General features: G+C 71.8%; 17 protein-coding genes, 1 tRNA gene, 1 other RNA gene and 1 pseudogene. 8 read left to right on the top strand and 12 right to left on the bottom strand.

Annotation, left to right across the window (positions count from 1 at the left end):
• Positions 1-16: 16 nt before the first annotated feature.
• Complete coding sequence (locus VZF99_RS05690) at positions 17-3,106, bottom strand: bifunctional [glutamine synthetase] adenylyltransferase/[glutamine synthetase]-adenylyl-L-tyrosine phosphorylase (protein ID WP_407336086.1); 3,090 nt, start codon at positions 3,104-3,106, stop codon at positions 17-19.
• An 11-nt stretch (positions 3,107-3,117) separates the two neighbouring features.
• Positions 3,118-4,458 (bottom strand): type I glutamate--ammonia ligase, encoded by a 1,341-nt coding sequence (gene glnA, locus VZF99_RS05685; RefSeq protein ID WP_407335868.1) that lies wholly within the window; start codon positions 4,456-4,458, stop codon positions 3,118-3,120.
• 199 nt (positions 4,459-4,657) lie between these two features.
• Between glnA and panB the strand changes: the two genes are divergently transcribed.
• The gene (gene panB, locus VZF99_RS05680; protein ID WP_407335867.1) at positions 4,658-5,536 is read left to right on the top strand and encodes a 3-methyl-2-oxobutanoate hydroxymethyltransferase; all 879 of its coding nucleotides are present in this window, start codon (positions 4,658-4,660) and stop codon (positions 5,534-5,536) included.
• A gap of 5 nt (positions 5,537-5,541) precedes the next feature.
• Positions 5,542-6,552 (top strand): prolyl aminopeptidase, encoded by a 1,011-nt coding sequence (pip, locus tag VZF99_RS05675; protein ID WP_407335866.1) that lies wholly within the window; start codon positions 5,542-5,544, stop codon positions 6,550-6,552.
• Between the two features lie 27 nt (positions 6,553-6,579).
• Here the strand turns inward: pip and VZF99_RS05670 are convergent, their stop codons facing one another.
• Together VZF99_RS05670 and VZF99_RS05665 are read right to left on the bottom strand one after the other, a co-directional pair.
• Positions 6,580-7,398, bottom strand: coding sequence for an SDR family NAD(P)-dependent oxidoreductase (locus tag VZF99_RS05670; RefSeq protein WP_407336085.1), 819 nt, complete (start codon positions 7,396-7,398; stop codon positions 6,580-6,582).
• A 62-nt stretch (positions 7,399-7,460) separates the two neighbouring features.
• Positions 7,461-8,969 carry a flavin-containing monooxygenase gene (locus tag VZF99_RS05665; protein ID WP_407335865.1) on the bottom strand — a complete coding sequence of 503 codons (1,509 nt, stop codon included), beginning with the start codon at positions 8,967-8,969 and terminating at the stop codon, positions 7,461-7,463.
• A gap of 112 nt (positions 8,970-9,081) precedes the next feature.
• Between VZF99_RS05665 and VZF99_RS05660 the strand changes: the two genes are divergently transcribed.
• Complete coding sequence (locus VZF99_RS05660) at positions 9,082-10,752, top strand: CYTH and CHAD domain-containing protein (protein WP_185951730.1); 1,671 nt, start codon at positions 9,082-9,084, stop codon at positions 10,750-10,752.
• 34 nt (positions 10,753-10,786) lie between these two features.
• Here VZF99_RS05660 and VZF99_RS05655 read toward each other — a convergent pair whose 3' ends face one another.
• The 6 genes and pseudogenes from VZF99_RS05655 to cobC all read right to left on the bottom strand — a co-directional run bounded on the left by VZF99_RS05655 (position 10,787) and on the right by cobC (position 15,218).
• Positions 10,787-10,954 (bottom strand): SPOR domain-containing protein, encoded by a 168-nt coding sequence (locus tag VZF99_RS05655; RefSeq protein WP_119193045.1) that lies wholly within the window; start codon positions 10,952-10,954, stop codon positions 10,787-10,789.
• Between the two features lie 104 nt (positions 10,955-11,058).
• Positions 11,059-11,485, bottom strand: an RNA gene (rnpB, locus tag VZF99_RS05650) — RNase P RNA component class A.
• A gap of 49 nt (positions 11,486-11,534) precedes the next feature.
• Positions 11,535-12,170 (bottom strand): annotated as a pseudogene (locus tag VZF99_RS05645) (histidine phosphatase family protein); the annotation flags it as partial.
• Positions 12,171-12,196: 26 nt separating this feature from the next.
• A complete protein-coding gene (locus VZF99_RS05640; protein WP_069389229.1) occupies positions 12,197-12,928 on the bottom strand; it encodes a zinc ribbon domain-containing protein in 732 nt (243 codons plus the stop codon).
• A gap of 11 nt (positions 12,929-12,939) precedes the next feature.
• Positions 12,940-14,097, bottom strand: a complete 1,158-nt coding sequence (locus tag VZF99_RS05635; RefSeq protein ID WP_407335864.1) for a Nif3-like dinuclear metal center hexameric protein — start codon at positions 14,095-14,097, stop codon at positions 12,940-12,942.
• Positions 14,098-14,099: 2 nt separating this feature from the next.
• A complete protein-coding gene (gene cobC / locus VZF99_RS05630) occupies positions 14,100-15,218 on the bottom strand; it encodes an Rv2231c family pyridoxal phosphate-dependent protein CobC (RefSeq protein WP_407335863.1) in 1,119 nt (372 codons plus the stop codon).
• 86 nt (positions 15,219-15,304) lie between these two features.
• Here cobC and VZF99_RS05625 point away from each other — a divergent pair, with 86 nt between their 5' ends.
• From VZF99_RS05625 to VZF99_RS05615, 3 genes are read left to right on the top strand one after another with little or no spacing between them, the layout of a single operon-like run.
• Entirely contained in the window at positions 15,305-15,973 is a 669-nt protein-coding gene (locus VZF99_RS05625; RefSeq protein WP_407335862.1) for an HAD hydrolase-like protein, read from the top strand.
• Positions 15,963-16,454: a low molecular weight protein-tyrosine-phosphatase gene (locus VZF99_RS05620; protein ID WP_227022076.1), complete on the top strand. Its 492-nt coding sequence runs from the start codon at positions 15,963-15,965 to the stop codon at positions 16,452-16,454. The genes VZF99_RS05625 and VZF99_RS05620 overlap by 11 nt, the downstream gene beginning before the upstream one ends.
• 51 nt (positions 16,455-16,505) lie before the next feature.
• Positions 16,506-17,558, top strand: coding sequence for an SURF1 family protein (locus VZF99_RS05615; RefSeq protein ID WP_407335861.1), 1,053 nt, complete (start codon positions 16,506-16,508; stop codon positions 17,556-17,558).
• Positions 17,559-17,633: 75 nt separating this feature from the next.
• Here the strand turns inward: VZF99_RS05615 and VZF99_RS05610 are convergent.
• Together VZF99_RS05610 and VZF99_RS05605 are read right to left on the bottom strand one after the other, a co-directional pair.
• Positions 17,634-17,706: transfer RNA gene (locus VZF99_RS05610), tRNA-Val, on the bottom strand.
• A gap of 97 nt (positions 17,707-17,803) precedes the next feature.
• Positions 17,804-18,238 carry a DUF3052 domain-containing protein gene (locus tag VZF99_RS05605; RefSeq protein WP_120285773.1) on the bottom strand — a complete coding sequence of 145 codons (435 nt, stop codon included), beginning with the start codon at positions 18,236-18,238 and terminating at the stop codon, positions 17,804-17,806.
• 306 nt (positions 18,239-18,544) lie between these two features.
• Between VZF99_RS05605 and aceE the strand changes: the two genes are divergently transcribed.
• Both aceE and VZF99_RS05595 read left to right on the top strand, forming a co-directional pair.
• On the top strand, positions 18,545-21,340 hold the full coding sequence (gene aceE, locus VZF99_RS05600) for a pyruvate dehydrogenase (acetyl-transferring), homodimeric type (protein ID WP_407335859.1): 2,796 nt from the start codon (positions 18,545-18,547) through the stop codon (positions 21,338-21,340).
• Positions 21,341-21,345: 5 nt separating this feature from the next.
• On the top strand, positions 21,346-22,590 hold the full coding sequence (locus VZF99_RS05595) for a CdaR family transcriptional regulator (RefSeq protein ID WP_120285771.1): 1,245 nt from the start codon (positions 21,346-21,348) through the stop codon (positions 22,588-22,590).
• The last annotated feature ends 17 nt before the right edge of the window (positions 22,591-22,607 follow it).

Here is a 22,607-nt window from a genome sequence, read left to right as displayed (position 1 = left end):
ACCCCCGGGGCCGGCGTCAGTCCTCGCCCCAGAACACGTGGTCGACCGCCTTGCGACCGAGACGGGTCACGCGCAGGTACTCGTTGAGGAACCCCGCGCCGTCGGCCGAACCGGTGCAGATCATCGCCACCGCCGCCAGGATCGAGCCCTGACCCGGCAGTTGGTCGACCGCCTTGCCGCGCGCCAGGACCAACGCGTTGCGGGCGTGGGCGGCCATGAGCCACGAGTCGACCAGTGCGTCGCGCTCGGACTCCGGCAGCAACTCGGCCGAGGCGGCGGCGTCGAGCGCCTCGAGGGTCGACGTCGTGTGCAGCCCGGGCACCCTGGCGGCGTGCTGCATCGTCAACAACTGGGCGCTCCACTCCACGTCGGCCAGGCCACCGCGGCCGAGTTTGGTGTGGGTGGCCGGATCCGCGCCACGCGGCAGGCGCTCCGAGTCGATCCGCGCCTTCATCCGGCGGATCTGCTGCACGACCTTCGGGGGCACGCCCTGCTCCGGGTAACGGAACTCGTCGATCATGTGGAGGAAATCCAGCCCGAGCTCGCGGTCCCCGGCGGCGAACGAGGCCCGCAGCAGCGCCTGCAACTCCCACGTCTCGGCCCACTTGGCGTAGTAGGCACGGTAGGAGGCCAGGGTGCGCACGAGTGGGCCGTTCCGGCCCTCCGGGCGTAGGTCGGCGTCCAGGTCCAGCGGGGGATCCGACGACGGCGAGGCCAGCAGCTTGCCCACCCGCTCGGCCACCTGCGTGGCCCACCGGACCGCCTCGTCCTCCTTGGCGCCCTCGACCGGGTCGCACACGATCATCACGTCCGCGTCGCTGCTGTAGGACAGCTCGTCCCCGCCGAGCCGCCCCATCCCGATGTAGGCGATGCGGGCCGGCGCCGCACCGCCCTCGGGCATCATGTCGCGGACCACGGCGGCCAGGGACGCCTCGAGCACCGCCCGCCACACGGCCGACAGTCGCCGCCCGACATCGGGTACGGAGATCATCTGCAGGACGTCGGCGGCCCCGATCCGGGCCAGCTCGGCGCGGCGAAGCGACCGCGCCGTGGCGATGACCCGCTCGGGAGTGGGGTGCCGGGCGGCGGAGGCGGTGAGCGCGGAGGCGATGTCGGAGACCTTGGAGGCCACGAGCACCGGGCCCTGCGCGCCGTCGGTGAGGTCGGGGATCACCTCGGGGTTGCGCATGAGCAGGCCCGCGACGAACGCCGAGGTCCCCAGCACCCGTACGAGGCGGCGGGCCACGATGCTGTCGTCCCGCAGGGTGCGCAGGAACCAGGTGATCTCCTCGTTCTCCTCGCACAGTCGCCGGTAGGCCAGCAGTCCCGCGTCCGGGTCCGCGGTGTCCGCGAGCCACTCCATGAACGTGGGCAGCAGCAGCGCCTGGATACGGCCGCGGCGACTGCTCTGTCCCGCCAACGCCCGCAGGTGACCCAACGCGTTGCGGGGCGACGCGAAGCCGAGGGCGGCCAGCTGACGCTCCATCGCTTCCGTGCTGAGCGAGAGGGCCTCGGCGTCGTACGAGGCGATCGAGTCCAGTAGCGGGCGGTAGAACAGCTTGGAGTGCAGGCGGCGAACGCGGCGGCGCAGCTCGCGCAGACTCTGCCGCAGCACCTGCGCGGCGTCGTTCGGCCCGTCCGGCCGGATGTGCGCCGCGCGGGCCAGCCAGCGGTAGGCCTCCTCGTCGTCGTCCTCCGGTAGCAGGTGGGTGCGCTTGTAGCGCTGCAGTTGCAGGCGGTGCTCGAGCAGGCGGAGGAACTCGTAGGCGGCGAGCAGTTCCGCGCCGTCCTCGCGGGCGATGTACCCGCCGTCGCGCAGCGCGCCGAGCGCCTCGACGGTGCTGGTGACGCGGAGGTCCTCGTCGGTGCGGCCGTGGACCATCTGCAGCAGCTGCACGGCGAACTCGACATCGCGCAGACCCCCGCGTCCGAGCTTGAGTTCGCGCTCGCGCAGGGCCTCGGGCACGTTCTCCTCCACGCGCCGGCGCATCGCCTGCACGTCGTGCACGAAGTCGTCCCGCTCGGCGGCGGTCCACACCATCGGGTGGACGGTGTCGTGGTACTCCTCCGCCAGGGCCAGGTCGCCGGTCATGGGGCGCGCCTTGAGCTGGGCCTGGAACTCCCACGTCTTGGCCCAACGCTTGTAGTAGGCCGTGTGGGACTCGAGGGTGCGCACCAGTTCGCCCGACTTGCCCTCCGGGCGCAGCGCCGCGTCGACCTCGAAGAAGGCCATGGACCCGATGCGCATCAGCTCCCCCGCCACGCGACCGGTCCTGGCGTCGGCCGGCTCGGCCACGAAGATCACGTCGACGTCCGAGATGTAATTGAGTTCGCGCGCCCCGCCCTTGCCCATGGCCACCACGCCCAACCGCGCCGGCATCGGCGAGTCCGGGTGGACGGTGGCCACCGCGACCGCGAGAGCGGCGGTCAACGCGGCGTCCGCGAGGTCGGACAGGCGCCGGCCCACCTCGGTGAACGGCAGGACGGGCTCGTCGTCGTCGACCGACCCGGCCACGTCGTGCGCGGCGAGCAGCGCCACGTGGTCGCGGTACGTCGAGCGCAGCACGCTGACGGCGGCGCCGCCGGTGACCCCGGCGCGGTACGTCCCGACGCTGCGCAGGTCCTCCCTCTGGGACGGCGGCGGCGCGCCCTCCACCGCCTGCTCGGGCACGGCCTCGACCGCCCCGAGCATGTCGGCCAGAACGTCCTCGAACGTCGGCAGTCCTCCGCGCAGCAGCGCCCACCGAGTGGGCTCGGCGACGAGGTGGTCGCCCAACGCGCTCGAGGATCCGAGCAGCCCCAGCAGCCGCGCCCGGAGCCGCGAATCGGACCGCAGCGCGGCGTCCAACGCCGCGACCCCGGTGTCGCCCCCGGCGCGCGCGGAGGTGCCCTCATCGTGGGACTCGGCGGTGAGTGATTCATGGAGCCGCACCAGGGCTCCCAGGGCGAGGTCCGGGTCCGGAGCCCGGGACAGCGACCACAGCACCGGGACCGCGTCGTCGTCGGTCCACCCCAGGTAGTCGAGCCAGTCCGCGGCCCGGTCGTCGAGCAGCCCGAGGCGGCCCGGGCTCGGTAACCGAGGGCGCGAGGAGTCCGTGCTCACGATGCCGCCCCCGGTCACAAGTTGAGGTAGTGCCGCAGCTCGTACGGGGTCACGTCGTTGCGGTACTCGCGCCACTCGCGCCGCTTGTTGCGCAGGAAGAACTCGAAGACGTGCTCGCCCAGCGCCTCGGCGACGAGCTCCGACTCCTCCATGGCGTCCAGCGCCTGCTCGAGGCTGCCGGGGAGGTCGGTGTATCCCATCGCCCGCCGCTCGCGCCGGCTCATGGTCCACACGTCGTCCTCGGACTCCGGCGGCAGCTCGTACCCCTCCTGGACGCCCTTGATCCCGGCGGCGAACATCACCGCGTAGGCCAGGTAGGGGTTGCAGGCCGAGTCCGGGCTGCGCACCTCGATGCGGCGCGAGGACGCCTTGTTGGGCGTGTACATGGGCACACGGACGAGCGCCGACCGGTTGGCCCGGCCCCAGGTGGCCGCGGTGGGGGCCTCGCCTCCGCCGATGAGTCGCTTGTACGAGTTGACCCACTGGTTGGTCACCGCCGAGAACTCGGGCGCGTGGGTGAGGATGCCCGCGACGAACGACTTCGCGGTATCGGACAGCTGGTACTCGTCGTCCGGGTCGTGGAACGCGTTGGCGTCGCCCTCGAACAGGCTCATGTGGGTGTGCATGGCCGAGCCCGGGTGGTCACGCAGGGGCTTGGGCATGAACGACGCCCACACCCCGTTGTTCATGGCCACCTCCTTGACCACGTAGCGGAACGTCATGATGTTGTCCGCCATGCTCAGGGCGTCGGCGTAGCGCAGGTCGATCTCCTGCTGACCCGGCGCGCCCTCGTGGTGGGAGAACTCCACCGAGATGCCCATCGCCTCGAGCGCCTCGATCGCGTGGCGCCGGAAGTGAGGGGCGGAGTCGTGCACGGCCTGGTCGAAGTAGCCACCGTTGTCGGTGGGCACCGGCTCCGCGCCGTCCGTGTCCAGGTCCTTGAACAGGAAGAACTCGATCTCGGGGTGCACGTAGCACGAGAACCCGAGGTCGGCGGCCTTGCTGAGCTGACGGCGCAGGACGTGCCGGGGATCCGCCCAGCTGGGGCTGCCGTCCGGGTTGAAGATGTCGCAGAAGATGCGCGCGGAGTGCTGCTTGCCGTCGGCGTGGGCCCACGGGAGCACCTGGAAGGTCGACGGGTCGGGCTTGGCGACGGTGTCCGCCTCCGACGCCCGGGAGAAGCCCTCGATGGCGGAGCCGTCGAAGCCGATCCCCTCCCCGAAGGCGCCCTCGAGTTCGGCCGGCGCCACGGCGACCGACTTGAGGGTGCCGAGGACGTCGGTGAACCAGAGCCGGACGAACCGGATGTCGCGCTCTTCCAAGGTCCTTAGAACGTACTCCTGCTGGCGGTTCATGCGGTCCAACCTAGTGCCTGTCGTGTTACGAGCGTGTGACATCCGCCCGCCCCGACGCCCACCGGACCCCTCCGTGCCGGTCGTGGCAGACTCGTCCGCGACAGCGCACGGATCCCGCCGCGCACGTCACCGCCCCCTGTCCACCCGGGTACCGGCGCTCCAGCCGGCCTCGAGGTCACCGAAGGAAGGCCACACTCCCATGAGCGACACCCCCGACTCCCCGGTCTACGGCGCCGGCGGCGCACCGGACCAGACGCCGAAGAGCGACGGGCCGCAGGGCCTGACCCGGGTCACCCGTCTGCACCACCTCGCCGAGCTCAAGGCCGCCGGCGAGCCGTGGCCGATGCTCACCGCCTACGACTTCGTTTCCGCGCGGTTGTTCCAGGAGGCCGGGATCCCGGTGCTGCTCGTCGGCGACTCGGCCGCCAACGTGGTCTACGGCTACGACACGACGGTCCCGGTGACCGAGGACGAGATGATCCCGCTGGTGCGGGCCGTCACCCGCGGCGCCCCGAAGGCGCTGGTCGTGGCGGACCTGGTGTTCGGTAGCTACGAGGCCTCGCCGACGCAGGCCGTGGCCGCGGCCACCCGCATGATGAAGGAGGGCGGCGCCCAGGCCGTCAAGCTCGAGGGGGGCGTGCGGATGGTCCCGCAGATCAAGGCGATCGTCGACGCCGGGATCCCCGTGATGGCGCACATCGGCTTCACGCCGCAGTCGGTCAACGGGCTGGGCGGGTTCCGGGTCCAGGGTCGCGGCGACGCGGCGGATCAGCTGCGCGCCGACGCCCGCGCCGTCCAGGAGGCCGGGGCGTTCTCCGTGGTGATGGAGATGGTGCCCGCCGACCTGGCGCGGGAGGTGACCGCGGAACTGGAGATCTCCACCGTGGGCATCGGGGCCGGCAACGGGTGCGACGCCCAGGTGCTGGTCTGGCAGGACATGGCCGGGCACAGCACGGGCCGCACCGCGAAGTTCGTCAAGCGGTACGCCGAGCTGGCCGACACGCTGCGTGACGCCGCCCGCGAGTACGGCACCGAGGTCCGCTCGCGGGCCTTCCCCGGCGCCGAACACTCCTTCTGACCGTGATGGCACCGACGACCGACCCCGGGCGCGGCGCCGCCCGCCGCGCCCCCTACCCCGCCATCGAACCCCACGACAGCGGGATGCTCGACGTGGGCGACGGGCAGCACGTGTACTGGGAGTGCTCGGGGAATCCCGATGGCGCCCCCGTCCTGTTCGTCCACGGTGGACCCGGTGGCGGGACGACGCCCGAGCACCGACGCATGTTCGACCCGGCGGCCTACCGGATCATCCTTCTCGACCAGCGGGGGTGCGGGCGCAGCACCCCACACGTCGCCGACGGCGCGGACCTGACGGTCAACACCACCTGGCACCTGGTCGACGATCTCGAGCGACTGCGGGAGCACCTCGGGGTCGAGGAGTGGCTGGTCTTCGGCGGCTCGTGGGGCTCGACACTGGCGTTGGCGTACGCCCAGGAGCATCCCTCCAGGGTCCGCGGACTGATCCTGCGCGGCGTCTTCCTGTGCCGCCCGAGCGAGATCGACTGGTTCTACCGCGGTGGGGCCGCGCACCTGTTCCCGGACGTGTGGGAGGGCTACCTCGCGCCGTTGCTCGCCGCGGACGGCCCCGACGCCGTCCATCAGCCGGGTTACGACCACGTCGCGGCCTACCACCGGCTCCTGCACTGCGGGGATCCGCAGGTCGAACTCGAGGCGGCCCGCGCGTGGACCACGTGGGAGACGTCCACCTCGACCCTGCTCCCCCGACCCGCCGGCACCGGCGGTGACCCGGACCGCTTCGCCCTGGCCTTCGCCCGGATCGAGAACCACTACTTCGTCCACGACGCGTTCCTGCGGCGCCGGGCGATCCTGGACCGGATGGACCGGATCGCCCACCTGCCCGCCGTGATCGTCCACGGCCGCTACGACGTGGTGTGCCCGGTCGTAGGCGCGTGGGAGCTGCACGCGGCGTGGCCGGGTTCGGAGCTGCACATCGTGCCGGACGCGGGGCACGCGATGGCCGAACCCGGCACGACGCACCACCTGCTGGAGGCCACGGACCGCTTCCGTCCCTGAGGAGCCCGGGCCGGGCGCGCCCCCGTCTCAGACCACCCCGAAGCGGCGCGACATCGCGACCGTGCCCTTCTGGTAGCCGGTCGGGAACAGCCGGACCAGGGCGTCGAGCAGGTGGGCGTCGACCCCCACCAGGACGCGCGCCCTACGTCGCTCGACGCCGTCGAGGATCACCCGCGCGGCGGTCGACGCCTCGGTGCGCGCGAACTTCGCGTCGAAGATCGTGGCGAAGTTCGCGCTGTCCAGACCCTCGGCCGCGCCGGCGCTCCGGGCGACGGCGGTCTTGATCCCGCCCGGGTGGACGCAGGTGACGTCGACGGGGTGCCCGGCCGCCATCATCTCCATCCGCAGGGACTCGGTGAACTGCTGGACCGCCGCCTTGGCCGCGTTGTAGGCGTTCTGGGTGGGCACGGACAGGAACGCGAAGATGCTGGAGATGTTGACCAGGTGGCCGTCGCCGGAGGCGATGAGGTGCGGGAGGAACTCCTTGGTGCCGTGCACGACGCCCCAGTAGTCGACTTCCATGACGCGGGCGATGTCCTTGTAGCCGGACTGCTCGACCGCCCCGGTGAACGCGATGCCGGCGTTGTTGACGACCAGGTGGACCACACCGAAGTGCTCGGCGACCGCCCCCGCGTACTCGGCGACCATCGCCTGTTCTGTGACGTCGAGACGCTGCGAGTGCACGTCGGTGGCGCCGTCACCGCGCGCGAGTTCGACGGTCCGGGCCAGTCCGTCTGCGTCGATGTCGCTCAGTGCCAACCGGGCGCCGCGCCGCGCGGCCCCGCGCGCCAGTTCGCGCCCGATCCCCGAGCCGGCGCCGGTGACGACGACGACCTTGCCGTCCATCCGCCAGCGGGGGCGGCGGGCCAGCGATCCGACTGTGCCGAACAGTCTGCCGATCGGGGCGCTCACCGGAGGGCCTCCTGCCCGGTACGCGTCGCGGCCGTGTCGCCGGCCGCGGTCCGCCGGTAGGCGCTCAGGTCGAACTCCCGGGTCTGGTTGCGGAAAGTGAAGGTGTAGTCCGGCCACACGGCCGGCGCGTTGCCCTTGTCGTCGAGGTACCAGCTCCGGCAACCGGTCACCCACACGGTCTCGCCGGTGCTGTCGCGCAGTTCGCGGTTGTACGCGTCCTGGACGGCCGCACGCACCTCGACGGTCTGCAGGCCGCGGTCCCGCATGGAGCGCAGCGCGTCCACGAGGTAGTTGAGCTGGGACTCGATCATGTAGATCATCGACGAGTGCCCGAGTCCGGTCGCGGGGCCCACCAGGACGAACAGGTTGGGGTAGCCGGCGACCGTGGTCCCCTTGTAGGCCTCCATCCCCTCGCTCTGCCACTTGTCCGCCAGGGTGCGCCCGTCCGTTCCGCGGACGCGCTCGAAGAACGGTGAATCGGTGACGTGGAAGCCCGTGGCCACCACCAGGACGTCGGCGGGGTGCTCGGTTCCGTCACCGGTGACGATCCCGCCCTCGGTGACGCGGGTGATCGGCTCGGTGACCACGTCGACGTTGTCCCGGGACAGTGCCGGGTACCAGGTGTTGGACAGCAGGATGCGCTTGCACCCGATCTCGAAGTGCGGGGTGAGCCGCGCGCGCAGGGCACGGTCGCGCACCTGCATCGCCAGGTGTGCCCGTCCGAGCGCCTTGATGGGTGCCAGCGCCGCGCGGGTGCGGGTCAGGCCCACCACCTGGAACTCGCGGCTGGCGTACTGCAGGGCCCGCACCGCGCGCTGCAGCCCGGGCACCCGGCGGTACAGCGACCGCTCGAACCGGGGGTACTGCCGGTCCATCCGGGGCAGGACCCAGGGCGCGGTGCGCTGGTAGACGTCGAGGTGCGCCACGGTCGGGGCGATGGACGGCACCACCTGGATCGCCGAGGCGCCCGTGCCGATCACCGCGACTCGCTTGTCGGCCAGCGTCACCGAGTGGTCCCAGCGGGCGGTGTGGAAGACGGGCCCGGCGAAGTCGCCGACGCCGTCGATCTCCGGGAGCCTGGGCTCGCACAGTGCCCCGACGCCCAGCACCACCACGCGGGCGTCGTACTCCTCCTCGCTGGTGCGCACCGTCCACCGGCCGCGGGACTCGTCATAGTCCACCGAGGTGACGTCGACGCCGAAGCGGATCTTCTCGCGCACGCCGGCCTCGTGCGTGACCTTCCGGATGTAGTCGTAGATCTCGCCCTGCGGCGAGAAGGCCCGTGACCAGTCGGGGTTGAGGGCGAAGGAGTACGAGTACAGGTGGGACGGGACGTCGCACGCCGCGCCCGGATAGCTGTTGTCGCGCCACGTCCCGCCGACGTCGGGGCCGCGTTCGAGGACGACGAGGTCGTCGAAGCCCTCCTGCGCGAGCCGGATGGCGGCACCGAGCCCGGAGAACCCCGCCCCCACCACCAGGACGTCGACGATTTTCGGCTGATCCACAGTCTCCCCTTACGACGAATGTGTGACCGTAGCCACTTACCTTACCCGCCGGTAAGTCCGGAACGGGCGGCGCTCACTGCCGGTGTTCATCCTTTACTGATACAACCGGACCATGACGATCAACGAGACCGTCGAGGTCGAGAGCAAGTTCGAGGTCGACGAGCACACCCCGCTGCCCACGGTCGACGCCCTGGCGCCTCTCGTCGCGGACGTCCCGGTGGAGCACCAGCTCTCCGCCACCTACTACGACACCGCCGACCTCTCGCTCACCCGGCACAAGGTCACACTCCGGCGCCGCACCGGCGGGGACGACGAGGGTTGGCACCTCAAACTGCCCGACCGGGCGGGACGCGTCGAACTGCAGGCCCCGCTCGGCGACGGCGACCCCCGTGACGACGTCGTCCCCGCGGAGCTCGTCACGGCCGTCGCCGGGCTGGTCCGCCGTCGGCCCCTCGAGCCCGTCGCCCGCATCGACAACCGCCGGCAGGTCCTCACGCTGCGGGACCCCGACGGGGCCGCGGTGATCGAGTTCTGCGACGACCGTGTCTCCACCGAGTCGTTCGTCGCCGGCGGATCAACGGCGGGATGGCGGGAATGGGAGACCGAACTGGTCGATCCGGCGCGACCCGATGCACACGATCTCCTCGCGACCGTCGCTGCAGCCTGCGCGGACGCCGGGGCTCACGCCTCGTCGTCGTCGTCCAAACTCGCCCGCACCATCGGCCCACTCCCCGACCTCTACGAGCGCGGCGTCTCGCCCGTGCGCGACGCCCTTGTCCAGGACCTGCAGCAACTCCTCGACCACGATCCGGCGGCCCGGCGCGTCACCGTGGTGGGCGTCCACCAGATGCGCGTCGCGGTCCGTGGCCTGCGGAGCACCATCAGCTCGTACGCCGACGAGCTCGGGGCGGAGACCGCCGGCACCGACATCGACCCGGCCGCGCTCCTCGCCGAACTCAAGGAACTCGCCGCGGTGCTGGGCAAGGCCCGGGACATCCAGGTGGTCGACCAGCGACTCGGGGCGCTGGCAGCCGACTACCCCGAGGACGTGGTGACCGCACGGACCCGGCATCTCCTGCGCACCGAGTTGGACTTCGAGGAGCAGCGCGCGGGCGAACGCGTCACCGCGGCGCTGCTCTCCGACCGGTACCTCGACGTGGTCGACCGACTCCACGAGCTGGTCCGCGTCGCCGGCACCGGCCCTGCCGCAGTGGGGGGCGGGGCGTCGTCGAAGGGCGGTGCTCCGTCGAAGGGCGGTAGGAAGCGGCGCGAGGCCGAGGAGACACTGCTGCGCGGGGTGGACCGGCAGTTCTCCAAGTTCACCAAGGTCCGCACTCGCACCGAGCGCGACCTGGACTCCCTCGATCTGACGCTGGCCCAGCGGGAGGAACTCACCCACGTCGTGCGCAAGCGCGCCAAGGCACTGCGCCGCAACGTCAGTGCGGTTCCGAACACGGAGGACCTCACGGTGGCCCCGCTGCGTACGGCCTGCGACCGGCTGCACACGGTGCTCGGGGAGGTCCAGGACAGCGTCACCACCCGGCAGTGGATCCGGCGCATCGCGCGGCGGGCCGAGTTCGCCGGTGAGTCGACGTTCGGCCTCGGCGTGCTCTTCGAGCACGAGCGGGCGTTCTCCGAGCGCACCCTCGAGGGGTTCGAGAGCGACGCCGCGGCGGTCACGGCCGCCTATCGCGAACTGTCCGAGTCACGGCGTGCGGCACGGCGGCGCCGGAAGAAGAAGGACAAAAAGAAGAGCGGCAAGAAGAAGGGCGGGAAGAAGTAGGACGGCCCGGCGGCACCGGGCCGTCGGGTCAGTACTAGTCGTCCTGGGCGTCCCAGGCCTCGTTGCGGGCCTTCGCCTTGGCCAGCGCCGCCTCGGCCTCGCCGCGCGTGGCATACGGGCCCATCCGGTTGTCCCAGTTGGTCACCTTGCCTTGCTGCGCCTGACCTGTGGCGATGTCGTAGTACCACTGCTCTTCCGACACGGTGGGCCTCCTCGGTTCGACGGGACGGGCTTGTCACCTCGGACCCTACTATCCGGGTCCGGGCCCGCCACCGCGCGCCGCAGCACCGCCTGCCGGGAACGGGGCGAACGAGCCGGCCTGTAAGCCGGATCCTGTGCCCTCCGCGGGCGGAGGGCGACGACCATCCATCTGGGCACTCCGTCACCGGGTACCTCGAGCGGTCCACCCGCGGACTCGGGCGAGCAGCCCTCCCGTGCATCGCTGCACACAATCCGCGCAGCCGCACCGCGAGCGGTGCGACCTTCGACCTTGCTCCGGGCGGGGTTTACCTAGCCGCCCCGGTCACCCGGGGCGCTGGTGCGCTCTTACCGCACCGTTTCACCCTTACCGCGCCCGCAGGCGCGGCGGTCTGTTTTCTGTGGCACTGTCCCGCGGGTCACCCCGGGTTGCCGTTAGCAACCGCCCTGCTCTGTGGAGTCCGGACTTTCCTCGGGCCGGGGCCTGGTCGCCTGTGGCGCCGGTTCCCCTGTCCGCGGCCGTCCGGCCGACTCGTTCGCTCCAGGGAGTCTAGTCGCCCGCGCGGGCCGGTCGGGGTGCGGGCTCAGACGAGGTGGGAGGTGTCGTTGACCAGGTGCACCGAGGTGGGCCCGTCGGAGTAGAAACGCACGTCGGAGACGGAGGCGAGATCCAGGTGCAGCCGGAACAGCAGTTCGTCACCGGCGCCCAGGCCCGCCCGGATCGCCAGTTTGATGGGGGTGACGTGGCTGACGACGGCGACCACGCCGCCGGGGCGGTCGGCGACTATGCGCCGCAGTCCCCGCTCGACGCGCGCCCGCACCACGGCGAAGCTCTCGCCGCCCGGGGGCGAGGTGGCGGTGTCGCCCAGCCACTGCGAGTGGAGGTCTGGATCCTGCTCGGCGGCTTCCCGGAAGGTGAGCCCCTCCCACCCCCCGAAGTCGGTCTCGATGAGGTCCTCGTCCACCACCAGGGTCACGCCGGCGGCGTCGGCGGCCCGCTCGGCAGTGCCCAGGCACCGGCGCAGTGGGGAGGAGACCACCGCGGCGAGATCCGGCAGTGCCGCGAGCCGGGCGGCGGTGCGCTCGGCCTGGGTGACGCCCAACTCGGTGAGTTCGGGGTCGCCCTGGCCCGAATAGCGCCGGTCCACCGACAGCGGGGTCTGGCCGTGACGGGCCAGGACGATCCGGGTGGGGCGCCCGGTGGCGCCGGTCCAGCCCGGCCCGCCGGTGGAACCCGGCCCGCCGGTCACGAGTTGTCGGTGCGGACCACGATCACGCCGCACTCGGGGCAGTTCAGGACCTCGTCCGCGGGGGCGGAGCGGAACGCCGAGACGGTGCTCCGGTCCAGGTCCATGGCGCAGGCCGAGCAACGGCCCCCGTTGAGGATCGCCGCCCCTCGGCCCGCCTCCGCGGCGCTACGGGTGTAGTGATCGAGGAGGTCGGCGGGGACGGTCTCCGCCTCCCGGGCCCGTTCGGCCATCGTCTCGGTGACCGCGTCCTCGAGCTCGGCGAGAGCGGTGTCCCGCAGCGTCGCGGCCATCCCGATCCGCGCGTCCAGGTCGGTGACGATCGCCCCGGAGTGGCGGACGTCGGCCTCCATGGCCTCGTGACGTTCGCCCAGCTCACCCAGCTCGCCCTCGAGGGCCTCCTGGCGGCGGGCCAGCGAACGCAGCTCGTAGTCCAGTTCGGTGGCCTGCCGCTCGGACAGGCCGCCCTTGGCCAGCAGATCGGAGTCGGCCGCCCGGCGCCGGCGCACGGCCTCCAGATCGGACCGCAGCTTGGCGAGGGCGCGGTCGAGATCCTCCAGGTGGATCCGGGCACGGGCGACGGACTCGGTGGCGGCCCGCCGCTCGGCCTCCAGCTCGTCCAGGGTCGTCTGCTCGGGTAGCTGCGACCGCCGGTGCTCGAGACTCGCCAGGCGCAGGTCGAGGTCGGCGATGTCGACGAGTCGACGCTGGTCGTGGGGATCGGCCTTCATGGGTGCCAAGACTACCGCTGCACGCGCCCTCCCCCGGCGGCCACCGTCCAGGGGTCCGTCCGTTGATCGCACACCGTCGCGGTGAGGTCCGCCCCCTCCTCGAGCAGGGCCGCGGCCTGGGCGCACCACGGGAACTCCAGCGCCCAGTGCGCGGCGTCGACGAGCAAGGGTCCGCCCGAGCGAAGGTGCTCGTCCACAACGTGGTGGCGCAGGTCCCCGGTGAGGTAGACGTCGGCGCCCGCCGCGCGGGCCGCACCCAACAGTGAGTCGCCGGATCCGCCACACAGCGCGACGCGCCTGATCTCGGCGTCGGGGTCGCCCGCGGCGCGGACCCCCCACTCGGTGGTGGGCAGACGCTCGGCCACGAGCTCGGTGAACTGCGCAAGCGTCATCGGTGCGTCGAGTTCGCAGATCCGCCCGAGCCCGGTGTCCTCGGGCCCCGGCCCGGGTCCGGCGTGGTTGACGAACACGTCCATGGCGGGCACCTCGTAGGGGTGCCCGGCCAGGACGGCTCGCCGCACCGCGGACCGCAGCTCGGGCGGCGCCACGAACTCCACCCGGGTCTCGGAAACCCGCTCGGGCTCGCCGATGGTGCCGATCGTCGGGTCGGTGCCGTCGCCGGGACGGAACCGCCCGGTGCCCTGGACGGAGAACGAGCACTCGGTGTAGCCGCTCATCCGTCCGGCCCCGGCGGCGAACACCGCGTTCAGCAGGTCGTCGAGGTCGTCGTCGGGCACGGTCACCACCCACCGGTCGACGGTGCCGTCACCGGTGGGGGCCAGGGGGCGGCCGGGGACCAGGCCGAGCACGTCGGCGAGGGCATCGTTGACGCCGGGCCGTGCGGAGTCGGCGTTGGTGTGCGCGGAGTACAGCGCGCACCCGCCGGCGATGAGCTTGTGCAGCAGCCGGCCCTTGGGGGTGTCGGCGGCCACGGAGTGCACGCCGCGCATGAGCGGCGGGTGGTGGACCAGCAGCAGGTCGGCGCCCTCGGCGAGCGCGTGGTCGACCACGGCGTCGGTGGCGTCCACCGCCACGACGACCCGTCCGACCTCGGCCGCCGGGTCCCCGGCGACCAGCCCCACGCGGTCCCACGACTCGGCCAGCAGCGGCGGGTAGGCGTGCTCCAACAGGTCGATGACGTCGGCCAGGGTGGGCCTGCCGGTGGTCATGGTCACTCCCCTTCCTGTTCACCCGCCGCAGCGGGACCTGTCCGTCCCGCGACCTGTCCGAGCCAGGCTCCGACGAGTTCGTCCACCATCGTGCCCGGCCGCACCGCCAGTCGCAGGTAGGTGGCGTCGAGGCCGGGGAACGTGTCGCAGCGGCGGGTGACGATCCCCCGGCGCACGAGCCCGGTCCGGAACGCGACCGGGTCGATCCCGGCCGGAGTGCGGACCAGGACGAACGGCGCGGACGGGGGCACCGCCACCTCGATCCCGGCGGCGTCGAGGGCGCGGACCATGGTGTCCCGCTCGGAGACGACCTGCGCCCGCGCGGCCTCGAGTTCCGGATCGGCCGCCGGACCGACGCACGCCCGGATGGCCTCCAGTTGGAGAGTGCCCAGGGGCCAGTGCGGACGGCGCGCGGCGAGATCGGCCAACACCGACGGGTCCCCGACGGCGTACCCCACGCGCAGGCCGGCCAGCGCCCACGTCTTGGTCAGCGACCGCAGCACCACGAGGCCCGGCAGGTCGGCACCGGCCAGAGTGTGGGCCGCCTCGTCCGCGAGGATGTCGCAGAACGCCTCGTCGACGACCGTCACCCGTCCGGGCCGGCACAGCGCCGCCACGGCGGACCGGGGGTGCGCCACCGAGGTGGGGTTGGTGGGATTGCCGACGACGACGAGGTCCGCCTCCTCGGGGACGAGGCCGGGGTCGAGGTCGAACGGAACCGGCAGGAGGACCCGCTCCACCGGCACGCCGGCCCGTCGCACTTCGAGCTCCGGTTCGGTGAAGGACGGGTGCACCACCGCCGCTCGCAGCTGGTTCCGGGCCGCGTGGGCGGCGAGTAGGTGGAACCCCTCCGAGGCGCCACCCAGCAGCAGGACGCGGTCACGTCCGACCCCGTGACGGGCGGCCACGGCGGAGACGGCGGCCTCGTCGTCGTCGCCCCCGGGGTATCCCCCCAGGTCGGCGAGGCGGGCCGCCAACCTGTCGCGGAGCCACCCCGGCGGCCCCGATCCGCGCACGTTGACGGCGAAGTCCAGGGCGCCGGGGACCAGCTCGGCGTCACCGTGGTGCCGCAGCGCCGCCCACGACGCCGGGTCGGGGCGCTGTCCGGGATTCTCGCTCATTCCCGGAAGCGTAGGACGACCACGCGCGGCGCACGGCCGCGGACCGGCGGGGGAACCCGCGCGGCGGACTCTGGGAGGATGGCGGCATGACCGACCGCCCGATCCTCCTCGTGGACCTCGACGGCACCATCACCGACTCCCTCGACGGCATCGCCAAGTCCCTCCACCACGCGCTCGGCGTGGTGGGCGCGCGCTGGGACTCCGACCGCGACATCCGTTCCATCGCCGGCCCGCCCATGGTCGACACGTTGACCTCGCTCGGCCTCGCCGGGGCCGACCTGGACCGGGCGGTGGCGGCCTACCGCGAGCGCTACGACGAGGTGGGGTGGCTGGAGAACGCCGTCTTCACGGGGATGGACGCGCTGCTCGACCGACTCGCCGTCGACGGTTACCGGATGGCGGTCGCCACGAGCAAGGACGAGGTCGCCGCGCGCCGGATCCTCGGGCACTTCGACCTGGCCGCCCCCTTCGAGTTCATCGGTGGGGCGGACATCTCCGTCGGCCGGATGGCCAAGGCCGACGTCATCGCGCACTCCCTCTCGGCGATGGGGATCGACCCGACGCCCGTCGACGGCGGCGGGACCGGGCAGGTACTCATGATCGGCGACCGCGAACACGACATCGAGGGCGCCGCCCGATACGGCGTCCCGACCGCGATCGTGCGCTGGGGCTACGGGCGGCCCGACGAGTGGGACCGCGCCCACTGGTCGGCCGTCGACACCGCGGCGCTGGAGGAGATCATCCGTGGGTGGTGAGTCGCGGGTGCGGGTGGTGTTCGTCTGCACCGGGAACATCTGCCGCTCCCCCATGGCCGAGGTCATGGCCCGCCGGGCGTTCCACGACGCCGGACTCGGCGACCGGGTGACCGTCTCCAGCGTCGGCACCGGCGACTGGCACGTCGGCAACGGCATGGACGCGCGCGCCGCCGCCGAACTCGCAGCCCACGGCTACGACACCGGGCACGTGGCCTCGCAGCTGTCCCCCGGCGACCACGACGCCGACCTGGTGGTGGCCCTCGACACCGGCCACCGCGACCACCTACTCCGGGCAGGGGTCGACCCGGGCCGCATCCGGCTGCTGCGGTCCTACGACCCCCGTGCACACGAGCACGGCGCAGACGGCACCGACGTGGCCGACCCCTACTACGGAGACGACAGCGGCTTCACCCGCACCCGCCTGCAGATCACCGCGGCCCTGCCCGGGCTGGTCGCCGAGGTGCGCGAGCTCACGGGGTAGCGGGCACACCTGCCACGGGACCCGCCGCGCCGGGACGGATACCCTGGGAGCATGCGGATACTGCGGCGTTTCCTGACCCCGGGATGGGTGATCGGCGTCCTCGCCGCGGCCCTGTTCGCGTGGGCGTGCTTCGCGCTGCTGGCCCCGTGGCAGCTGGGCAAGAGCGACGATCTCGACGCCCGCAACGCCCGCCTGGCCGAATCCGTCGAGGCCGAGCCCGCGCCGCTGGCGCAGGTGGTGGACGGCCCGCGGGCCTACGCCGAGCGCGAATGGCGCCTGGTCACCCTCACCGGGGAGTGGCGACCGGACTCCGAGGCACTGCTGCGGCTCCGGTCGGTGGACGGCGAGCTGGTCTACCAGGTTCTCACGGTGTTCGACCCCGTGGACGGCGCGGACATGCTGGTCAACCGCGGATACGTGCTCGTCGGGGAGAACAACGCGGTCCCGGACTATCCCGCCGCCCCCGGCGGCGAGGTCGAGATCACCGCCCGGCTGCGGGTCACCGAGCCGGGCGAGGCCGAGCCCGTCCCGATGGCCGGACTGCCCGCCGTGCGCGTGGTGGACCCGGTCGTCATCGGCGACACCCTCGGACACGACCTCGTGTCGGAGGGCTACCTGCAGCTGGCCGGGGGCCAGCCCGGATCGCTCACCCCCGCCCCGATCCCCGGCATCGAGAACGGCCCGTACCTGTCCTACGGACTGCAGTGGTTGGCCTTCGGCGTGCTCGCCCCGGCCGCGCTCATCTACTTCGCCTGGGCGGAGATCCGGGCCCGGCGTCGCGACGCCGAGGTCGCGGCCGCCGACGCCGATCAGGGGGTGGGGACGCCGGATGACGGCACCACGCCCACCGCGGGGGTCGACGCCCGGGGAGGCGACACCGATGACCTCGGCCGCGACAGCGGCGGCGCCGCTGGAGGCGACACGACGGGCGGTGACACGAACCGCGGTGACACGAACCGCGGTGAATCGGACGGCGGCGACCGGGGCACCACCGAGCTCGACGAGGCGTCCGCCCGTGAACGAGCGATGCGGGCCCGCTACGGCGACCGCAACGACGCCGAGCAGCGCAGGGCCTTCCGCCGAGCGGACCGCCTCCGGACCTGACCCGCGCCGAGCCCTCGGCACCGGGTGCGGCCGGTTGTCATAGGCCGGTTGTCATCGGTCGGTCTTCATCATCGGTGCGCGCGGAGGGAATCGAACCCCCGACCGCTGGTGTGTAAGACCAGAGCTCTAACCGCTGAGCTACGCGCGCGTGCGCACCGACGCGTCGATCGCGCCGGTGCGGTCAGATTATCCCACCCGGGACAGCGCCCCACCCCGGGGCGCACGAGGGGTCCGGAGTGCCGCGATCACTTGCGGGGCATGCTGTTCTTCCGCAGGGCGAGCCGGCTTCCGGCCCAGTCCCCGAGCGCGGCGGTGCGCGTCTGCAACATCCCCGCGGTCTGGGCGGACTCCGCGATCACTGCGGGCACCACATGCCCGTCGAGCCCCGTCTTGGGGGTGAGGACCCACACCGAGCCGTCGTCCGCCAGGGGGGTCATGACGTCCATGAGTCGGTCGACCAGGTCGCCGTCACCGTCCCTCCACCAGAGCAGTACCGCGTCGACCACCTCATCGGTGTCCTCCTCCAGCAGCTCTGATCCGACGGCGTCCTCGATGGCCTCGCTGATCGACTCGTCACAGTCGGAATCCCATCCGACCTCCTGAACGAGCATGCCCTCCGTCAGTTCGAGCTGACCAGCTACCTGGTCCGCTCCGTCCTGCTGGTTCGCCGCGGCGACCACCGTGGTGTTCCTCCCTCTACTCCGTCGTGCTACTTCTCGGGTCTTTCGCTGACCAGGAACACTACCCGCGCACACCCGCCGGGGAAACGACTACCGCCCATTTGTCGGTGTGTCGGCTCAGGCGACGGTGTCGCGCGTCACGCTTTGGGGCACAATCGGAACCGGTGGGCCTACGGTGGCCCGCCCCGAGCCCGACGCGATCCGCCCACACCTGCGGGCCGCGGCCCGGGCCCGACGATGTACCACGACATGTGGTGGCCCCACCGGGCGGCCACGGTACGAATCACAGAAGTGAGGACGATACGCATGAGCGGAAACGAAGGCCCACGGGACGGGACCGCACCCACCAACGTGCCGATTCTCCGGGAAGGGGTCGCCTCCTACCTGTCGGACTCCGACCCCGAGGAGACCCAGGAGTGGATGGACTCGCTCGACGGCCTGCTCGCCGAGGCCGGGCCCGAGCGCGCCCGTTACCTCATGCTGCGTCTCCTCGAGCGAGCCTCCAAGCAGCGTGTTCCGCTGCCCGCCCTCACGTCCACCGACTATGTCAACACCATCCCCACGAGCCTCGAGCCGGAGTTCCCCGGCGACGAGGCGGTGGAGCGGACCTACCGTCGATGGATCCGGTGGAACGCCGCCATCATGGTCCACCGCGCCCAGCGGCCCGGGATCGGCGTGGGCGGTCACATCTCCACCTACGCCGGGGCGGCCCCGCTCTACGAGGTGGGGTACAACCATTTCTTCCGCGGCAAGGACCATCCCGGCGGCGGCGACCACATCTACTTCCAGGGCCACGCCTCCCCGGGCATGTACGCCCGGGCCTACCTCGAGGGCCGGTTGCGGGAGCAGGACCTCGACGGGTTCCGGCAGGAGAAGAGCCATCCGGGGCGTTCACTCCCCTCCTACCCCCACCCCCGCTCGCTGCCCGAGTTCTGGGAGTTCCCCACGGTCTCGATGGGTCTGGGGCCGATCAACGCCATCTACCAGGCGCGGTTCAACCGCTACCTCCACAACCGCGGCATCAAGGACACGTCGCAGCAGCATGTGTGGGCGTTCCTCGGTGACGGTGAGATGGACGAGGTCGAGTCGCGCGGCGCACTCCAGATCGCCGCGAACGACGCCCTCGACAACCTCACCTTCGTCATCAACTGCAACCTCCAGCGTCTCGACGGGCCGGTCCGCGGGAACGGCCAGATCGTCCAGGAGCTGGAGTCGTACTTCAGCGGCGCCGGCTGGAACGTCATCAAGGTGGTCTGGGGTCGCGAATGGGACGCCCTGTTCGACAAGGACACCGAGGGCGCGCTCGTCTCGCTGATGAACTCGGTCTCCGACGGCGACTACCAGACCTTCCGCGCCAACGACGGCGCCTGGATCCGCGAGCACTTCTTCGGCCGCGACCCCCGCACCGCCAAGCTCGTCGAGGATATGACGGACGACGAGATCTGGGCGCTGCGCCGCGGCGGGCACGACTACCGCAAGATCCACGCCGCGTACAAGGCGTCGCTCGAGCACACCGACCGGCCGACGGTCATCCTGGCCCACACCATCAAGGGCTTCGGGCTGGGCCAGAACTTCGAGGGGCGCAACGCGACCCACCAGATGAAGAAGTTGACGCTCGACGACCTCAAACTGTTCCGCGACAAGCAGCAGATCCCCATCACCGACGAGGAGCTGGAGGCCGATCCGACCCAGCCGCCCTACTACAACCCGGGGCCGAACTCGCCGGAGATCCGCTACATGCTGGACCGCAGGTCCGCCCTCGGCGGGCACGTCCCCGAGCGGCGCCAGACCTTCACACCCCTGGCCGTGCCGGGCATCGACGCCCTGAAGTCACTCCGCAAGGGGTCGGGTAAGCAGGCCGTCGCCACCACCATGGCGCTCGTGCGGACGGCCAAGGAGCTCATGCGCGACGAGTCCCTGCGCGACCGTTTCGTGCCGATCATCCCCGACGAGGCCCGCACCTTCGGCATGGATTCGTGGTTCCCCACCCTGAAGATCTACAACCCGCACGGGCAGAACTACACCTCGGTGGACCACGACCTCATGCTGAGCTACAAGGAGGCCAAGGACGGCCAGATCATGCACGAGGGCATCAGCGAGGCGGGGTCCGTCGCCGAGTTCACCGCCGCCGGGACCGCGTACGCGACCCACGGCCAGCCGATGATCCCTCTGTACATCTTCTATTCCATGTTCGGGTTCCAGCGCACCGGCGACGGCATCTGGGCCGCCGCCGACCAGCTCGCCCGGGGATTCCTGCTGGGCGCCACCGCCGGCCGCACGACGCTCACCGGCGAGGGTCTGCAGCACATGGACGGCCACTCCCCGCTGTTGGCCGCGACCAACCCGGGGATCATCTCCTACGACCCGGCGTGGGCGTACGAGGTCGCCCACATCATGCGCGCGGGCATCGAGCGCATGTACGGCCCCGGCGCGGCCCACGAGACCGAGACCGACGGCATCGACCGCAACGTGTCGTACTACATCACCCTGTACAACGAGCCCGTCCCGCAGCCGGCGGAGCCCGAGGACCTGGACGTCGACGCCCTCCTGCGCGGTCTGTACCGCTTCCGCGCGGCGGAGGCCGGGAGCCACAAGGCCTCCATCCTCGCGTCCGGCGTGGCGATGTATGCGGCGGTCGAGGCGCAGAAGATGCTCGCCGACAAGTGGGACGTCGCGGCCGACCTGTGGTCGGCGACCTCGTGGACGGAGCTCGCCCGTGACGGGTTCGAGTGCGAACGCCACGAGCTCCGCCACCCCGATCAGCAGCCGCGCATCCCGTTCGTCACCGCGGCCCTGGCCTCGGCCGAGGGTCCGAAGGTCGCGGTGAGCGACTTCCAGAAGGCGGTTCCGGACCAGATCCGCGCCTGGGTCCCAGGGGACTTCACCGTGCTCGGATGTGACGGCTTCGGGTTCTCCGACACCCGGCCCGCCGCCCGCCGCTTCTTCAACACGGACGCCGAGTCGATCGTCGTGGCCGTCCTCGCGGGCCTGGCCCGTGAGGGTGCCATCGACAAGACCACCCTGCTCGAGGCGGCGCGTCTGTACCGGATCGACGACGTCATGGCCGCCCCCGAGCCGACGACGGACCCCGGAGTGGCGTGACAGACATGGCCGACCCCGGGACCGGGGAGAGGGACGCACATCCCGTCCGGCGACGCTCCGCGACGCCGCCGGACGAGCGTCCCGTCTCCGACGCCCTGCTCAAGCGCATCACCCGGTACTCGGGGACCCTGTCGACCGAGGCGGTCCGCGCGTTGGAACAGGACCTGGCGTTCTTCGCCGAGTTGTCCGCCGACCAGCGGGCCGAGATCCAGCTGATCATCCAGAGCGCGGTGCGCGACTTCGTCACCTGGATGCGCAACCCCGAGGCTCCGCACACGGACACCATCGCGGGGTTCAAGTTGCTCCCCAAGGGGCTCGGCCAAGGGTTGACCCTGCAACAGACGGTCCAGCTCGTCCGGTCGACGTGTGAGTACTTCGAGCTGGTGATGCCCCGGATCACCCACAACGAGCGCCAACGCGGACTCATGATCACCGCGGTGCTCAAGTTCGGCCGTGAACTCGGCTTCACCGCGGCGGCGGTCTACGCCGCCGCCGCGGAGAACCGGGGAGCCTGGGATACCCGAATGGAGGCGATGCTGGTCGACGCCGTGGTCCGCGGTGATCGTCATGCCGACCTCGCCTCCGGGGCCTCGGCACTGAACTGGGACCCCACCACCGCGGCGACGGTGATCGTCGGCAGGCCCCGTGAAGAACTGGGACTGGCGTCGGTGCCCGCCGCCCACAAAGCCGCGGTCGCGGCCGGCCGCCACGCACTGGCCGTGGTACAGGGCGCGCGCCTCGTCGTCATCCTCTCCGGGGAGCTCGAGTCCTCCTCCGCCGTCCCGGCCGAGGTCCTCGACTCCTTCTCACCCGACGCGCCGGTCGTCGTCGGGCACACGGTGAGCTCCCTCGCCGAGGCCCCGGACAGCGCGACCGAGGCGCTCTCCGGCGTGGCGGCGGTCTGTGGCTGGCCCGGCGCCCCCCGACCGGTCGCGGCGATCGACCTCCTGCCCGAGCGGGTCCTCGCCGGCGACCGGGGCGCGGCGACGATGTTGGTCGACCGGGTCGTCACACCGCTGAGGGGCGCAGACACCTCGGTCGAGAACACCCTCCGGGCCTATCTGGACTCCGGCGGGCACGTCGAGGCGTGTGCCCGCGAGTTGTACGTCCATCCCAACACCGTGCGGTACCGCCTCAAGAGAGTGAGTCAAATCACCAAATTCGACCCGCTTAACGCGAGGGACGCTTTTGTCCTGAGAATCGCCCTCGTCCTCGGGAAGTTCGCCGACCGAAGCACTCAGGAGTCGTAATCAATCACTCCCGTAAC

Origin of the sequence: Dietzia kunjamensis (genome assembly GCF_045689975.1) — a bacterium.
In the GTDB taxonomy this organism is placed as follows: domain Bacteria; phylum Actinomycetota; class Actinomycetes; order Mycobacteriales; family Mycobacteriaceae; genus Dietzia; species Dietzia kunjamensis.
The sequence above is the reverse complement of the archived record's forward strand: the minus strand, read 5'-3'. Positions and strand labels throughout refer to the sequence as shown.

Coding starts and splice junctions, on each gene's coding strand:
- panB (WP_407335867.1), top strand. CDS start 4,658: ATGAGCGACACCCCCGACTCCCCGGTCTACGGCGCCGGCGGCGCACCG.
- VZF99_RS05660 (WP_185951730.1), top strand. CDS start 9,082: ATGACGATCAACGAGACCGTCGAGGTCGAGAGCAAGTTCGAGGTCGAC.
- VZF99_RS05640 (WP_069389229.1), bottom strand. CDS start 12,928: ATGAAGGCCGATCCCCACGACCAGCGTCGACTCGTCGACATCGCCGAC.
- VZF99_RS05625 (WP_407335862.1), top strand. CDS start 15,305: ATGACCGACCGCCCGATCCTCCTCGTGGACCTCGACGGCACCATCACC.
- cobC (WP_407335863.1), bottom strand. CDS start 15,218: ATGAGCGAGAATCCCGGACAGCGCCCCGACCCGGCGTCGTGGGCGGCG.
- VZF99_RS05615 (WP_407335861.1), top strand. CDS start 16,506: ATGCGGATACTGCGGCGTTTCCTGACCCCGGGATGGGTGATCGGCGTC.
- VZF99_RS05635 (WP_407335864.1), bottom strand. CDS start 14,097: ATGACCACCGGCAGGCCCACCCTGGCCGACGTCATCGACCTGTTGGAG.
- aceE (WP_407335859.1), top strand. CDS start 18,545: ATGAGCGGAAACGAAGGCCCACGGGACGGGACCGCACCCACCAACGTG.
- glnA (WP_407335868.1), bottom strand. CDS start 4,458: ATGAACCGCCAGCAGGAGTACGTTCTAAGGACCTTGGAAGAGCGCGAC.
- VZF99_RS05670 (WP_407336085.1), bottom strand. CDS start 7,398: ATGGACGGCAAGGTCGTCGTCGTCACCGGCGCCGGCTCGGGGATCGGG.
- VZF99_RS05595 (WP_120285771.1), top strand. CDS start 21,346: ATGGCCGACCCCGGGACCGGGGAGAGGGACGCACATCCCGTCCGGCGA.
- pip (WP_407335866.1), top strand. CDS start 5,542: ATGGCACCGACGACCGACCCCGGGCGCGGCGCCGCCCGCCGCGCCCCC.